The sequence below is a fragment of the Prosthecobacter fluviatilis genome (genome assembly GCF_042655725.1).
Classification (GTDB): Bacteria; Verrucomicrobiota; Verrucomicrobiia; order Verrucomicrobiales; family Verrucomicrobiaceae; genus Prosthecobacter; species Prosthecobacter fluviatilis.
On the sequence record NZ_JBHSMQ010000012.1, the window covers coordinates 1 to 15,349 of the forward strand.

The window sequence follows — 15,349 nt, forward strand, 5'->3', positions numbered from 1 at the left end:
AAGTGGAGTTCAAGCATCGTTGGAATGTTCAAATAATGTTACACAAAAATTTTAATACATATGCCTGTAAATGAACCTGCCAAAAAACGAATCCTGCCCTTAATCAAGTGCCATTCATGCCTGGCATTTCATCCACGCAGAGTGACAAGGTGGTCAAGACCTCCAGCAGCAGCCCGGAAGGCTGCGGCAGCAAGGGCGACCTGTATGATATTCCAGACGCAACGTTTAAGTCATTGACTGCAGCTGATATATTTAAGAAAAACCAAGACGAAGGTGGTCTTGCACTTACTGAACGCAATGGCGGTTACATTGGTGATAAAATCAAAGCGAAGGCGACGGTCAAAAAGGACGCCAACGGCAAGTATGTAGGATATGTGTGCATACCGCGTATTTATACCTACAGTCCTACTTCCTACATTGCCCGGCCGCAGCTCCGATGGACCTCGGGCAAACCCGGAGCAGACACAGCGGACATCACCGCCAAAACGGTGGCTGATTTGACCGAGCACGAAAAAGCCCACATCAAGGTTGATCAAGCAGTGGGACGGCGTATCTCCAAATACTATTCGGAAAATATATTCAAGCTTAAGACCAAGCCTTATGCAACCGAGGAAGAGGCAACAAAGAAAGTGCTCAACATGGAGCAAATGTTCTTTCTCGGATGCCACAGAGCGTTCACAACGATGAGGGACAGATACAATGACAAGCATCTTCCCACCCACGTACGTGCCTGCAAGGGAGGATCGGGCACCGAGTTCTATGAGCCTAATCCAGACTGGTTTACCAGCCTGGGCCTGGATGACAAGATTCAGAATGAGCCCGTGAATGTCCCGTTGCCCACAGACCCATAATCCTTTTGAATGAACCTATGAAAAATCGCCTTCTACTTCTTGCGTGCTTTCTCGTGGCGGCAACCTGCCTCCCAGGGCAGACCCCAGGGCAGCCCGCCGAGCCGACGGTGTATACCAGTGCCCAGATCCTGCCTTTCCTCAGGCTCTATGATCTGGAGGGCTTGAGCGATCTCATTCACAGGGGCTCTGACGTCGGCAAAGAAGTGGCTGTTTCATTCAATGATTACCCCTGGTACAATGTGCCCTTTAAAATGATGCGCGTCGAAGGTGACAATGTGTCGCTCAAGACGGATGAACGTGGCTATTATGTCCTGCTCCCCTTTCTCCCGCCCACGCTGGAGAAGCTTGCAGAAGCGCGCACGTTTCAGGAAGTGCTGCAGACTCTGGTGCCGCCTTCCCGCTCAGGAAATGAGGCCTACTTCAACATCATGTATGTTCCCGAGTCCACCCAGTTTCTAGAGTTGGACAAGGGCAATATTGGTCTGATCCTAACGGCGGCATACCTCTATCAGGACAGGATTGTTTGGGTGGAGTGCGAGATGCACTACAAGCAAAGCAAGGTAGCGCGCACCGTCGCCACTCCATTTGATGAGTCGGTGATTCAGATCCATCTCTCACCGAAATATAAATGAGCCATTGAGTGCCAAGTTTTGGCAGATGACTGCTCGTGGCGCTTGAAGGCGAAGAGAGCTGTTGTTTGCGAGCCCATCATCGATGAGCGGGCTGTTATCCGATCAACGGAAGATATAAGATATAATATCAGTCTTTCACTTGTAGCCACGACGGCTCTGCTCGACTGCCACAACCAGCTTGCCCGACTCCCTTCTCAAAACCCGCGCCACTAGCATCCGAGGCAACGATCTGTCATGAGGTTGAAAATGAGAAGCGTAGGCGTCTCACCTTTGCTAAATGCCTGGCATCTTTTCTGGCATCTTTTCCTGTTGCGAACATTCGAATTGCCGATTGACGCCCCAGTCATGATCAAACTAAGGTTTTGGAGTGAGTAAATTAACTGCCAGGCTTCTTTTCGGCGGATCGCTGCTTGCAGCACTGGGTGCAGGATTGTCTCTGGGCTTTTTGACGGATTATTTCCTCGGTTGGAAATTTGGGGCGTCCCAGCTGGTGCTCGAGTTGACTGACACTCTAAGCTATTCAGTGCTGGCTTTCATGGCGATCGTGGCGCTGGTGAGTGCGATCTCCTTTTATCGGAAGAAAAAGCCGGCAGACATCCCCGGTGCGGCCTGGTCTTTGCTTCATCATTGCATCACCCTGGCAGCGGTGCTGGTCATGGGTGTCAGTTCCTACTGCATCCTGCCATCGAGTGTTCGCAACACTGCTTTTGGATGGGGAGTGACGGACTTTTTGAACGCGTTTCCTGGGGAGGCAGACCTCCTTAGAAAAACACTGACAGCGAAAAGACCTGCTCCGGCGGAAGGTGAAATCGATCTTTCGGATACACCAGCCCCCCTTATTGGAAGCAGCTGGGAAAGTCGACCAGGCATCCGTGGAGTGGGTTATGCCAGACGTGGCAATGCCCTTGTCTTTGAAAGTTATTTGCATGGCCACAACCGGCACATTGTCGCTGTTTATTTGACTGGTGTGGATGAGGCTGCCACAGAAAAGGTGCTTGCTGAGGACCTCTGGATACTTCATGCGCGTCCTTTATTCAGCACTAGAACGCAAGGACTGACGCTGGAATGGCAGGATATCACTTTCAGATAGCCTGACAGGCGCAGAAGTCAGCCCATCAAGGTATTTTCAAAAAATGCGGACAGCGCCACAAACATGCCAGGCATTTTGCCTTTGGCGACGGGTGAAAAAGCGCGCTGATTTTGCGCCCCGCCAGCAGCGGGCATCCTGCATTTCATGCCTTGTCATCTCCACCGGCATTCCATACGGTTTTTAAACCACATCATACCACATTCCGGTATCTTTTCACTTGCATCCCCAGATCCAGACCCAAGACTTTTCCCATGTCCTTCATCTTCTCCACCTCCCACCTTCCTGAAACACGAGTCCGCCGCCCTGCTCACCTCGAAGACGAGGAGAAGGAAGACACCATGCAGCCCATGCCCCGCGCCGGCGGCGTCCGCGCCTTCAGCCACCTGCCGGTGCGTGACAATCCTGCGCCTTCCACCGCCCCGCTCCGGGAAGACAGCCCCCGGAGAGGGATCGCCCCGATCCCTCCACGCTCCGCCACACCCACCAGCCCCGCGCCCACCAGACTGGAGGATCAGGATGATCCCCCTCCTTCAGAAGCCGACCCCGAAGACGACACCGCCCCGCAAGACCACGCAGACGACAGTCCCTGGTACATGCCCCGCATCACCGCCCAAGACCTGCCCCCGCAGGCCCACGATGAGGATGTGGGCAGCTCCAGCCTGAACCGCCCCGTCCGCAACTCAGGCTTCGACGACGCGCATTCTGCTGAACGCAGCACCTCCACCACTCGAGACAACGGCTTCTCACCCTCCCCGCAAGACCTCCGCGATGGCTTCCACGCTCCCTCCCCGGACTCTCCCACCCGAGAAACCCCCGCTCAAGACAGCCGCCCCGCCCTGACCCGAGGCCGCATCTTTGAAAAGCGCCTGCCTCCCGGCCTCCGAGGTCAGAGCACAGGCCAGTTCCAAAGCCTGGCTGACAAGCCTGAATACCATGGTCTGGTGTACCGCCCCGGCAGCACAGAGAATGAGCGGCATCAAGCCGACGGCTTCTTCCAGAATGTGGCAGACACCCGCGCCACAGGGCAGGCTCCATCAAGCCCCAAAGCACCGCAAACATTCGCGCAGAATGTCACTCCTGGGTCGAAACCACCATCGGGCACGGCATCTGGTGCCGCTGCAGCCAATGCACCCGCCCCCGCCTCGGGAGACCCGGATCAAAGATCAAACATCTCAATCGACGACGATCAAAATTCCCCCTTTGCGAAAGCTGTGCAAGATGCCCTGAACAGAGAACTCCAGGAGTCGCCCACCACAGCTGCAATCATGCAAGCAGTCAGGAGTCTTCCCAACAAGATCCGAATCGTTCCAAAATCGGGAAAAGGCGAGGCAACCATGAGCATCGGCGATGACGGCACCGTGACCATTGAAATCAATCCAAGCGAACTGTCTGGCGCAACTTTCGGGCACGAACTGGCCCATGTGATTCAGCGGGTTGCATTTAAAAATGAATATAAAGAAGCCCTCGCCAAACCTGACAAAAACAATCCCAACCCCTTTGAGCGAGCACGGAAGAAAGCCAGCGAGGCACTGAATCAAATCATCCCGGTGGCATACCATGGAGATCCCGGGGACGACTACACGGAAAACGAAGCCGTTCGCGTGTCCAACATTGTGAATGCGGAACGAACAGCCGCCAAAATCAAAGAACAGTTCAAGGGCAGAACCAACGTCCCCCCGGAGGAAATCGCCAAAGCTTTCTGGCAGGAAGCCCGGAATCTGGAGGAAGGCAAACATTTCAGAAACACGTATGCAATCCCCATGCTCACCAGGTACGGCAATCATGATTTTATCCACGTGGCAAAGACATTGGGAAATGGAGTCACGCCAGAAATGCTGAAGAAGGTGAGGAACTCCATGGACAATCCCCCTCGTTATCAAACCTTTTACATTCCACCCGCACCACCAGCATTCCAGCCCGCGTTGAGACCACGTTGAATGCGATCTTCAGGTCCGTTTGATCCCCTCTCTCCTGCTTCATCACGGTTCACCGTTGCAAATCATCGGGGATGGGTTCAGCCTGAGGCATGCGGTACTCGGCCATCTCAAAGAAGCTTGGATCACGATGCGTACACCGAACGGGGCTGGCTGCCGCCGCGCTGGCCTGCTGCTGCTTCGCCGTGCTGGCATCCGAATCCAGGCCCATGATCCCGCCGGAGAAGGAGCCTGCGCCGTGGCAGCGCGCGGGCATCGAGGCGGCGCTGGCTGATCCGGCTCCCATGGTGCAGTATCACGCGCTGCACTACTGCAAGCGCAAGAAGTGGGTGGCGCAGCTTCACCTCCCCACCACGCAGTGGCTGAAGTGGCTGGCCCTCCCTGACAGAGATGTCCGGGAGCTGGCAACCAGCGCCGCTGCGCAACTGGGCGCGCAGATGCCGCCGGAGGTGCAGCACGCACTGGCACGCCTGCAGCATGACAAGGGTGCGGAGATCTCCGCACGACACGCCGCCACAGAGGCGCTCGGGCGGGTGGGCGGCGGCATGATCCCCGAGGTGCAGCTGGAGATGGCGGCTCTTCTCGATCAGCCACAAACCGATTTGGAGCAGAGGATGGCCGCCAGCAAGGGCCTCGGTGAGCTGGGGTCCGCCATGACCGCTGCCACGCAGGAGGCGCTGCTCTCTCTCCTGAAGAACCCGCAGGCCCCTGCTGAAGCCGCCTTCCATGCGGCGGAAGCAGTGGCCGGTCTGGGTGCCAGCATGCCGCCACAGGCACGGGAGGTGATGCTGGGCCTGCTGCTGGACACGCATGCCAGCCTCTCGCTGCGGGACAGCGCAGCAGTGGCCATGGCCCGCCTGGGGCCGCAGATGCCGCCGCAGGCACTGGAGCTGCTGCGCGCAGCGCTGCGGGATCCCGCCGCCAGCCATCCCCTCTACTTCGTGGCTGCCAGAGCCCTGGCCATGCTGGGGCCGCGCATGCCGCCGGAGGTGCCGCAGGCGCTGCTGGCCGCGTATGATGTCCAGCCGCCCGCACAGGGCGGTGAAGATGCCAGAAAAGAGCACCTCCTGCTCCATGAAAATATCGCACATGCGCTGAAGCTGACGGCGCCGCACATGCCCCAGGCTGTGCAGCAGGGGCTGCTGGAGCGCTTTCTCAAGGCCGCGCGCACACCGCAGCCGCCCGTGACAGCGCAGGATGCCGAGCACTTCATGATGGAGCGCGACATCCTGGGTGCGGAGCTGCGCATTCTGGCCGGAGCAGGCACGCATGCGAGCCCCCCGGTGATGAAGGAAATCCTGGCCGAGTTTCTGAGCCCGGCCGCCCGCGATGACTCACGGCAGGCCATCGCGGAGGATTTCTTTCAGCAGCTTGCCACGGGTGGCGCGCTGCCGCCGGAGATCCAACGCGCGCTGGCGGCCTGCCTGCCGGACAAGAACGCCGTGCTGCATGCGCGCGCGCTGGCCGCCCAGACACTGGGGCACCTGGGTGCCGCTGCCAGCCCGGAGATCAGGCATGCTCTGGTGGCGCTGCATCAGGACCAGGCCGCAGACGAGATCCTGCGCTCCAGTGCGCTGGAGGCCATGACGCACCTGGGCGCAAACATGCCTGCGGAGGCCGTGCCGGCGCTGGTGGGCATCATCACACAAGCGGCCGCAGAGACCGCGCCCCCCTCTGCCCCGCGCAGCGTTCCCCTGATCCCCGTGGAGTTCGCCGTACCCGCACTCGGAAACCTGGGCGAAAAAATGCCATCCGAGGTGCAGGAGGCGCTGCTGGCAGCCATGCAGCACCCCATGGGCAACGCCCAGACACCCTGGGACGCCGCCTACGCCCTGGCGCAGATGGGCGACAAGCTCCCGCCGCAAGTACAGCAGCGCCTCCTTGCCCTTCTCGATGCACCTGGGCTAACGTGGCAGACGCGCCTCGCCATTGACCAGACGCTCGGTGTTTCCGGCATCCATCCCATCACAGACGCGCAGGTCGCAGAACTCCTCGCCAAAACCTATGCTGGCGAGCCCGATCCCGAGCTGCGCTTCTACCTCCACCTCTGGCTCGGACGCACACCCGCGCACCTCCAGGCCGTGCGCTGGCTCGGCAGCACCCAGACGGATCCGCCTTTGGGAGACACACCGCCGCAGTCAATCCTCGGCCTCATCTCCCGCTTCTGGCCCCACAGCGCCGGCATAGACGCCTCACACACCGCACTGCGCCACGCCATGGCCCGCCGTACCAGCCAGCTCATCACCACCCATCTGAAATCCCGCCCGCTGGACGAGCCCCTGCGCAAAGTGCTGAACACACTCGCCACCCAGCTTGCAGAAGCCCCCTCCCCCGACTGCGCCACCGCCCTGCGCGCTGTGCAGGCCGCACTGGCGGCGGGTGAAAAAGCGCGCTGATTTTGCGTCCCCGCCAGCAGCGGCCAAACGGCGGGCATCCTGCATTTCATGCCCCGTCATCTCCACCAGCATTCCATACGGTTTTTAAACCACATCATACCACACTACGGTATCTTTCCACTGGCATCCCCAGATCCAGGCCCAAGCTTTCCTGCATGGCCTTCATCTTCTCCACCTCCCACCTTCCTGAAACACGAGTCCGCCGCCCTGACCACCTCGAAGATGAGGAGGACGAAGACACCATGCAGCCCATGCCCCGCGCCGGCGGCGTGCGCGCCTTCAGCCACCTGCCGCCCGCGCGCGCTCTGGCAGACTCCTCCGGCCCGCTCTCCGCACGCCCCGCCACCCCCGTCGGCCGCCCACGCCGGCACATCGAGCCCGAGGACGATCAGGACAGCACCCAAGCCCCCGTAGCTGAATCCGACCACGGTGATGCCACCCGCGCCCATGCTGACTACGCGGATGACACCCTCTGGCACAGCCCCCGCATCACCGCCCAGGACCAGCCCCCGGAGAGCCATCAAGAAGACGACCGCGCCCTGGAGGAGGAAGACCATCCCGACCCCTCCATGCACCGCGACTCATCGCGCACCCGCAGCAGCGGCTTCATCCCTTCCCCGCAGGATCTCCGCGACGCCTTCCACTCCACCATGGGCGAAGACTTCTCCCAGGACGACCGCTCTGCCCAGCCCTATGGCCTCCGGGATCAGCGCACAGGCCAGCCCCAGGGGTTCGCAGGCAAAGCTGTATACCACGATCTGGTGTACCGCCCCACAAGCAGCCCTGAGAATGAGCGGGATCAACACGAAGACTTTTTCCAACACACGTCTGGCACCAGCGCCACGCGGCAGGCTCCATCCAGCCCCCGGGCACCGCAGACATTCGCACAGAGCGCCAGGCCTGCGGCGCAGCCCGTGCCAAAGGCGGGCCAAAACACTTTCGCCGCACCTCCCCCGCCACCCAAGACGCCCGACCAACAGTCACAGGCAGACATGGCGCGGAGCGTTCTCAAATCATATCCTGAAGACCAAAGGTTGGAAAAAGCGAAGAACCTGATCGATCTCAAAGTCCAGTACACCCTTCATACCCAGGGAATACCGGGCCTGCAAAAAATGGTGTCCGGTGAAGCTGGTTTCTCCAAAAACATCCAGACAGGCCTTCTGGACAACTACCTAAACGGCGCCCCGAAAAAACAATACAAGATGAGTCATCAGGATGTTTATGACTGCAACATCGGCCTGAACTTCGCCCGGTCCGCAGAATTTCTGAAGGCCTTGAAGGAGAACACCACCGGAACCACTCCCAAAGTCTGGACCTTCAAAGCCAATGTCCCCGCGATAGCTGGCACCAGCGCAACTCTCGGCAATTTTACCGCCCAGGTTGACATGAAGGTGACAAGCCACCTCGAACAAGACAAGAATGGAAACTGGATCACCAAGTGGGAGGTGTCGGGAGCTTTCACGGTCAATGACACCTACGACTTTGACATCGTGGACAAAGAGGCGGAAAGAGCGGTCAATGACATGGTCAACGGCGTGAATCAAGGCCTGTATCAGGGAAGAACCCAGGCAGGCCAGCTCAAGACCCTCCTCATGTCACGCGTCCCCGGAACAGGATTTGCAGTCACCTCGGATCCCATTACATTCACCCAGACATCGAATCAATCCACCGCACAAATCATCACCGATGTGGGAACCTACCCGCCAAAGTCGACTGCTCCGCCGCCATCCAGGTAGCCTGGGGCTGGTGGCCCTGCTGCTGAGCGCGGCGGCGGCACTCTGCCTCACGCCCTGGGAGCTTCAGCGTCATCACAAGACCTCGGACGATGACATCGAGGTGCTCTATGTGTTTGATGACGAGGCCCTGTTTCAGTACCGCTTTCCCACCTTTGACGGAAAGCGGAGCTACCGACTGGATCTCGTCAGGGCGGTGCCCGGAGATGAGCCGGAGGTGGCCACTGCCATTGGTGATGAGATCGAGGAAGAGCAGGTTCTGGAGATCGAAGAGGGCTGCAGGATAGAGCTCACAAGCGGAAAAAAGCTGCTGATCACAGGTTACCCGCCCGCGGCAAACCGCAACATGTCGCTTGCGGAGCTCAGCCAGTATGAAAAGACCCGGAAATTGCTCTGGTGGCTGATCGATGAAAAGACGGTGGTCAAAGCCGGCACGCTGGAGGAGCTGGCGAAGGCCGTGCCTGAACTCAAGCCCGCGCTCGAAAAGCTGAAGCTGCTAAAGGCGGCGGATCTTTTCGAGCACCTCAAAAAAGAGCCGGACATGGCCGCCCCGCGCAGCGCAGCAGCACCACAGGCAGGAGCCGGGCCGTCCAAATAAAGCCGCTCTCGCCAGACTGGCCTCATCAGCACGCGCCTCATAATACCATGTAATGGTATTTTTATTTGCATTCCCGCTTCATGACCCAAACCATGCTCCATGGCCTTCATCTTCCCCACCTCGCACCTCCCCGAATCCGGACGCCCTTACGATGACGACGAGGAGGAAGACAACACCATGCAGCCCATGCCCCGCGCCGGCGGCGTCCGCGCCTTCAGCCACCTGCCGGTGCGTGACAATCCTGCGCCTTCCACCGCCCCGCTCCGGGAAGACAGCCCCCGGAGAGGGATCGTCCCGATCCCTCCACGCTCCGCCACACCCACCAGCGCCGCACCCTCCAGAACGAGGGATCAAGATGATCCCCCTCCGCCAGAACAGGCCCACGGTCGCCGGGAAGACAGCCCCCGGAGAGGGATCGTCCCGATCCCTCCACGCTCCGCCACACCCACCAGCCCCGCACCCTCCAGAACGAGGGATCAAGATGATCCCCCTCCGCCAGAAGCCGACCCCGAGGACGACACCGCCCCGCAAGACCACGCAGACGACAGGCCCTGGTACATGCCCCGCATCACCGCCCAAGACCTGCCACCGCAGGATCACAATGAGGACGCACACGCCCCAACCCTCAAACCCTGGGAAAACACCACCCGCAGCTCCGGCTTCGATGATGCGCCTCCCGCAGCCTCCAGCACCCGCAGCAGCGGCTTTCCCCCTTCCACGCAAGACCTCCGCGACGACTTCCACGCCCCCACCTCAGACTCTCCCAGCAGAGAAGCCCCGGCGCAAGACCACAGCACCGCCCTGCCCCGAGGCCGCATCTTTGAAAAACGCAGCGCTCCAGAGTCGTTTTTGAGGCAGCAACTGGGCAGGAATGCCAGCGGCCCCTCTTCACAACAACGCCTTCAGGGATCCCATCAAGTGCTTGCCGCGCAACAGCAGGCGCGTGGGGCCAATCCCCCGACTAAGGGCGGTGCGCCCGCAGCACAGCCTCAAGCCCTGGCTCAAGCTCAGCGTCCAGCCGCCGCTCCTGCACAAGCTGCTCCCGCAGCCCCTCACTCCCCCGCCGGAAGCGGCTGGGTAGATCAAGCCGGGCAGCACCCATACAAGATTCATGAGGCAGATGAGAATGCGGAGATTGTCCGCACCGCCGACGCCTCGGCACCTCCTCCGCAAAAGGGCGCTAAATTTGGAGAGCACGCCCGCTCAGTCATCAATGCAGCACTTGAGAATTCTCCCACTGCCAGAGCTGTGCTCAATAAAGCGCGTGAACTTTCGGGAAAGGATGTGGTCATCCACTCAACAACCGCTACCAACGCCCAACCGTATATCGGTCTCGACGGCACCATCCACATCTATGTGAATCCTAACACGCTCCTGCCCGGGACGCTCGCCCATGAAACGGCTCATGCCATTCAAAATTGGTATCAGCAAGCAGCGAAAAGAGGCGCTGCCCCCCCGACAGACCAAGAATTGGATGATGCCAAGCTGCGGGGAAGGCAAGAGCTGCATAAGATCGCGCCGGTGACGTATATTGACCCCAGGAGCAAGCCCGAGGACGACACCAGCGATCACGAACCTCGTAGCAAATCCACGGAAAATGAAGCGATGCGCATCGCCAACATCGTCAATGCCGAGATCAGCGCCGCGAAAGTAAAGGCGAAGATGGAAGCCTTCAAAAAAGAACGGCCGGAAGAGTTTGAAACGATGCTCAAAGATCCCAAAAAAATGGCCGAATCTGTTGCCCAATCATTTTGGTTCGAGCAGAAAAAGCTCGAAGCCATTTCTCACCAGACCGATATGCATGTCCCCATGCGTGAAAGTACTCTCTATGGGAAGGAAGGCGGCCTCAAGCACGTGCTTGAGATGCTGGGATATGGGGTGACTGAGAGCCATATAAAGAACGCAGCTCCCATCAGGCATCGCTATGCTCCACCCACTCCACCCAGGTAAAAAGCTCTGCCTCCACAGCGCCTTCATGCAGCGCCTCTCCCGGCGTACCCTGCCTCTTTTTGGAATCTCACTGCATCATCATTTCTTCCCCGCACTCCGAGCCAGCACACGTTCGACGGCACTGCGTGCGGTGGCAGAGGCGGGCTGGGTTTCTTTGACGTCGTCGGCTTTCAGGCTGGCCTCCAGGCGCGTGAAAAGCGCGACGACTTCTTCATCCGGCGTAGCGCCAATGCTTTGCGCGACATCGGCGGCGCGCTGGGCCATCTCCCTGCGCACCGCAGGATAGGCCGCACTGTGAGGCCAGAGTTTGAGCAGCGTGCGCAGCACGGCCTGCTGCTCCTGCGCACTCAGTGCAGTTCCTTTGGCAGGCAGTGGATCGGCAGGCCGCCCCAGCCAGCGCACGCTCAGCAGCAGCTCAGGATCATGCCCGGACCAGAGGTAGAGGGAGAATCTGAGAGACTGCAGATCCTTGTCATCCACAGCGGCGGCTGCTCCTGCGAGCGCGGCGCACTGCCAGGCGGGATCGCGCTGGAGGTTTCCCCAGAGTTCGAGGGGTTCAATGGCCCAGTAACGTGTCAAGAGATCGGTGCTCTGGAGCAAGGGAAGTGAGGACGAGATGGCAGGAGCGGCGGCGGCGGGCCCCATGCGCTCCAAAGCGCGCAGGATGTGGCGGTTCAGCGTGTTGTCTCCGTCTTTGAAATGCTGCACCAGCGCCGGGACCACGAGGGGCACCACACTGGGGCCAAGCTGCCCCAGAGCCTCCGCAGCGATATGCTGGGAGAAGTTGCCCAAATGCCCGAGCCCCTGCGTGTCTGGATCATCAAGCACCGCCAGCAGATCCCTGGCAGCAGGCGCAGCCGCCGGGCCCAACTGGCCGAGCGCGACAACGGCGCAGAGCCTGCACTCCTCGTTTTTCTTCTTTAGAAATGGCAGCAGTGCAGGCAGCGCCACAGGTGCCGCAGACGGTCCCATACAGCCGAGAGAATCGATGACCGTGCAAGGCAGATAGGGCTCCTTGCTCTGCAGCAGCGGCAGCAGGGCACGGGCCACCGTGGGCGCGGCTTCATCCCCCACAGCGGTCAGGGCTCTCGCGGCAAGAGCCTGCACCATGGGCTTGCTTTCGTCCTTCAGGAGCGGCAGCAGATCCTTCAGGTAGGGCACGAGCCTGGGCCCCACCTTCTGCAGGCAGACCACCACCGCCTCCCGCACGTATCTTTCAGGGTCTGTGAGCAGGGGCAGAATGAAAGGGATGCCCTCGCTGTAGAGCCCCTCCCCCGGACCTCCGTAGATGAGCAGATACATGGCATCGTGCCGCGCGCTCCACGCGGGGGTCTTGGCCGGGAAAACGTCCTGCGGCCCGGAGTCCTTCGCTTTGAGCAGGCTCAGCAGCGCCTTGCGGCAGGCGCCCTCCTCGCGGTCCATGTTTCGCAGAGCCTGGACAGTGCTGAGGACAACGCCAAAGTCGTCATCCTGCAGCAGCGGGACGAGGGCGCTGACCATCTCCTCTGTGGCCAGCGGCCCAGCCTGACCGAGCGCCTTGACGGCACTCTCACGCTCATAGAAGTGCGGATCATGCAGCTGCGTGAGCAGTTCCTTCACTCTCTCCGGCGCGATCTTCTCCGGCGCTTTTTTCCCAGCCTCTGCGCCCTCAGGCGGAGCTGGATCGCGCTCCTTCTCGGCTGCTCCCGCGCCGCCGGGTGTGGGCGTTGGGCTCAGTTGCTCCAGCGCTTTCGCCGCCCTTTTTTTGATCTCCTCATCCGGGCTTTGCAGCAGCGGCTCCAGGTCCTTCGCGGTGAGCAAGCCATCGCCCCAGTGTTTCCAGGTGATATGCTGCACCGCCAGAGAGCGGAGGAGTGGAGAGGCATCCGCCAGCGCAGCGCGCAGCCCCGCCGCCTGCCATGGCTGAGGCCGGGCGCTCTGCTTTTCTTCAGGGGTGGGAAAGTATTCCTGGGCTGCGGCAATGCACTGCAAGGCAAGCATCGCGCAGACCACCCAGCATACTCTGCCAGCACGACCCCTGAAAAGAAAAGACATGCCGTCAATTACACCACTCCCATGGCGCTTTGAGCAAGGTTTTTTTGCAGGCAGCAGAAAGCCAGAGCCGCCCCGCCGCCGTGAACCTGCCGGACGAAGCCTCTCCATCCTCCCGCCTGAAAACCAAGAACCAAGAACCAAGAACCAAGAACCAAGAACCAAGAACCAAGAACCAAGAACCAAGAACCAAGAACATATATCATTTCCTACCACACCTCGGTATTTTCACACTTGCATCCCCAGATCCAGGCCCAAGCTTTTCCGCATGGCCTTCATCTTCTCCACCTGCCGCCCACGCGTGGTCTGGCAGACACCTCCGGCCCGCTCTCCACACGCCCCGCCACGCCAATAGGCCGCCCGCGCCCTTACACCGATCCCGAGGACGATCAGGACACCGCCCACGCACCCGCGCTTGACTCCGAACATGAGAACGACACCCGCTCCCGGTTGAAATTGAAATGTTTGAGCTTCATGTATCTACAAAATGCCTGGCATGAATGGCAAGCCTGACGGCATCTTTTTGCGGTCAAATCGACAGCCTCACGTAAAGCATATCATACCACATTTTGGTATTTTTAATTTGCATTCCTGAATCTGGGCCCAATTATTTTATCATGTCCTTTCTTTTTGCCTCCTCCCACCTCCCTGAAACCCGAGTCCAGCGTCCTGAAGATGAAGAGGAGGATGACGTGCAGCCCATGCTGCACAGTGGCGGCGTGCGCGCCTTCAGCCACCTGCCGGCGAAAAGAGTGGCCGCAGATCCCGCCGGGCAGGGGCCGCTCTCCCAGCGCGGTGCGCGGGCCCTCGGCCACCCGTTCCAGCGCACTGAGACCGAGGACGCGGCCACGCCCCATGAAGACGGCATCGCAGCCGCCAAGGCCAGCGGCGTTTTCGATGCCGTCCGCCAGCAATTCAACCGCGACGACTCCCCCCACTTCATGGATGAGGACGGCAACCTCCGCCCGCGTGATGAGGCCCACCAGCAGGACTCCCCTTCCCCCCGTGACCTTCGCAGCCTGCAGTTCGGTGCCGGAGCGCCACCCCGACCCGCGTGGAGCGCCGGGTACGCTGCCGGTGCCGATTCCAGCCGCAGCCCCCGCACCTCTTATTCTGCGTCCGATGATACCAGACCTTGGTATATGCCACCCATCACCCCCGAGGATCTCGATTCTCAGCACCTCGGTGATGATGACGCCGCCGGTTCCCATTCCGCCATCAACGGCATGCCGGAACTCAATAACCTCATGTATCGCACCCCCGGTGCATCCACGCCCAAGCCCGGGCTTCAAGATCTCGTGCACCGCTTCAACGGCAACCCCGAGGAGGCGGGCGATCACCGCAGCGACTATTTCCATAGTGCGGCAGCAGCAGCCGATGCGAGGGGGCGCCTCACGCAGCATAGCAACTCCTATGGAGCCGCTCCCGACAACCGTGGCAATGCCGGCAACTCCAGCTTCGGCAGCCCGTTGGCATCCACAGCTCCAAGCTCCCCGCCGCTGACCACCCAAGATGTCTTGGACTTGGCAGACAAATCAGAGCTGGGCGCTGCGAAGCGACAATTCAAAGCCCTTCTGGCAGAGCAGCAAAGAATCTCAAAAGAGCTCGCTGATGCCAGACAGGTGCTGCAAGCCAATCAAGACAACATCAAGAGCCTCGAAGAACTTCGACTGGTTCTCAAAGGTGCCAAGAAAGGGTATGAGCGCGGAAAGAAGCCGCTCCCAAAACCCGCAAGAGAAATCCTTGAAGACATCATGAAGAAAACAGGCGCCGATCCCGCTGCACAGATCGAAAGGCTGGAGCAGATGATCAGGGAATCCGAAGCTCGGACGGCTGAAAACGAGAGGGCGATCCAGCAGGCCGAAGAAGCCTATCGCCAGGCGCTTAAAGCGACTCAAGATGCGGGTCAGCGGATGCGGACCCTTGAAGAGCAAAAAAATCGGCCACCCGTACCGCCCCCTGCCCCAGCACCCGTGCCATCGCCGTCCCCCACGCAGCAGTACAAGCTGCCAACACAGCCTTGGACGTGACTGACAGCCTGAAGCCAGGTGGAAGGGGGAAAGATGAAGCACCCTGCACCTGGCCCACTTTGGACACTGTTAAACGTTGCTGGCACTCCCCCTGACACTAAGAA

11 protein-coding genes are annotated in these 15,349 nt (G+C 60.1%); 9 read left to right on the forward strand and 2 right to left on the reverse strand.

The features are described from left to right. The first annotated feature begins 116 nt into the window (after positions 1 to 116). From ACFQDI_RS22510 to ACFQDI_RS22545, 8 genes are all read left to right on the forward strand, one after another. Positions 117 to 851, forward strand: a complete 735-nt coding sequence (locus ACFQDI_RS22510; protein ID WP_377171218.1) for a hypothetical protein — start codon at positions 117 to 119, stop codon at positions 849 to 851. A 17-nt stretch (positions 852 to 868) separates the two neighbouring features. Continuing rightward, positions 869 to 1,483 (forward strand): hypothetical protein, encoded by a 615-nt coding sequence (locus ACFQDI_RS22515; protein WP_377171220.1) that lies wholly within the window; start codon positions 869 to 871, stop codon positions 1,481 to 1,483. A 367-nt stretch (positions 1,484 to 1,850) separates the two neighbouring features. Continuing rightward, positions 1,851 to 2,573 carry a hypothetical protein gene (locus ACFQDI_RS22520; RefSeq protein WP_377171222.1) on the forward strand — a complete coding sequence of 241 codons (723 nt, stop codon included), beginning with the start codon at positions 1,851 to 1,853 and terminating at the stop codon, positions 2,571 to 2,573. A gap of 251 nt (positions 2,574 to 2,824) precedes the next feature. After that, the gene (locus ACFQDI_RS22525; protein WP_377171224.1) at positions 2,825 to 4,510 is read left to right on the forward strand and encodes a hypothetical protein; all 1,686 of its coding nucleotides are present in this window, start codon (positions 2,825 to 2,827) and stop codon (positions 4,508 to 4,510) included. A gap of 206 nt (positions 4,511 to 4,716) precedes the next feature. Beyond that, positions 4,717 to 6,903 (forward strand): hypothetical protein, encoded by a 2,187-nt coding sequence (locus ACFQDI_RS22530; protein WP_377171226.1) that lies wholly within the window; start codon positions 4,717 to 4,719, stop codon positions 6,901 to 6,903. A 155-nt stretch (positions 6,904 to 7,058) separates the two neighbouring features. Continuing rightward, the gene (locus ACFQDI_RS22535) at positions 7,059 to 8,639 is read left to right on the forward strand and encodes a hypothetical protein (RefSeq protein WP_377171228.1); all 1,581 of its coding nucleotides are present in this window, start codon (positions 7,059 to 7,061) and stop codon (positions 8,637 to 8,639) included. A 10-nt stretch (positions 8,640 to 8,649) separates the two neighbouring features. After that, positions 8,650 to 9,234, forward strand: coding sequence for a hypothetical protein (locus ACFQDI_RS22540; RefSeq protein ID WP_377171230.1), 585 nt, complete (start codon positions 8,650 to 8,652; stop codon positions 9,232 to 9,234). Between the two features lie 558 nt (positions 9,235 to 9,792). Continuing rightward, positions 9,793 to 11,184: a hypothetical protein gene (locus ACFQDI_RS22545; RefSeq protein ID WP_377171232.1), complete on the forward strand. Its 1,392-nt coding sequence runs from the start codon at positions 9,793 to 9,795 to the stop codon at positions 11,182 to 11,184. A 78-nt stretch (positions 11,185 to 11,262) separates the two neighbouring features. Here the strand turns inward: ACFQDI_RS22545 and ACFQDI_RS22550 are convergent, their stop codons facing one another. After that, positions 11,263 to 13,218, reverse strand: a complete 1,956-nt coding sequence (locus ACFQDI_RS22550) for a HEAT repeat domain-containing protein (protein ID WP_377171234.1) — start codon at positions 13,216 to 13,218, stop codon at positions 11,263 to 11,265. A 575-nt stretch (positions 13,219 to 13,793) separates the two neighbouring features. Then, entirely contained in the window at positions 13,794 to 14,198 is a 405-nt protein-coding gene (locus ACFQDI_RS22555) for a hypothetical protein (protein WP_377171236.1), read from the reverse strand. Between the two features lie 159 nt (positions 14,199 to 14,357). Between ACFQDI_RS22555 and ACFQDI_RS22560 the strand changes: the two genes are divergently transcribed. Then, positions 14,358 to 15,245, forward strand: a complete 888-nt coding sequence (locus ACFQDI_RS22560; protein WP_377171238.1) for a hypothetical protein — start codon at positions 14,358 to 14,360, stop codon at positions 15,243 to 15,245. Positions 15,246 to 15,349 lie beyond the last annotated feature (104 nt).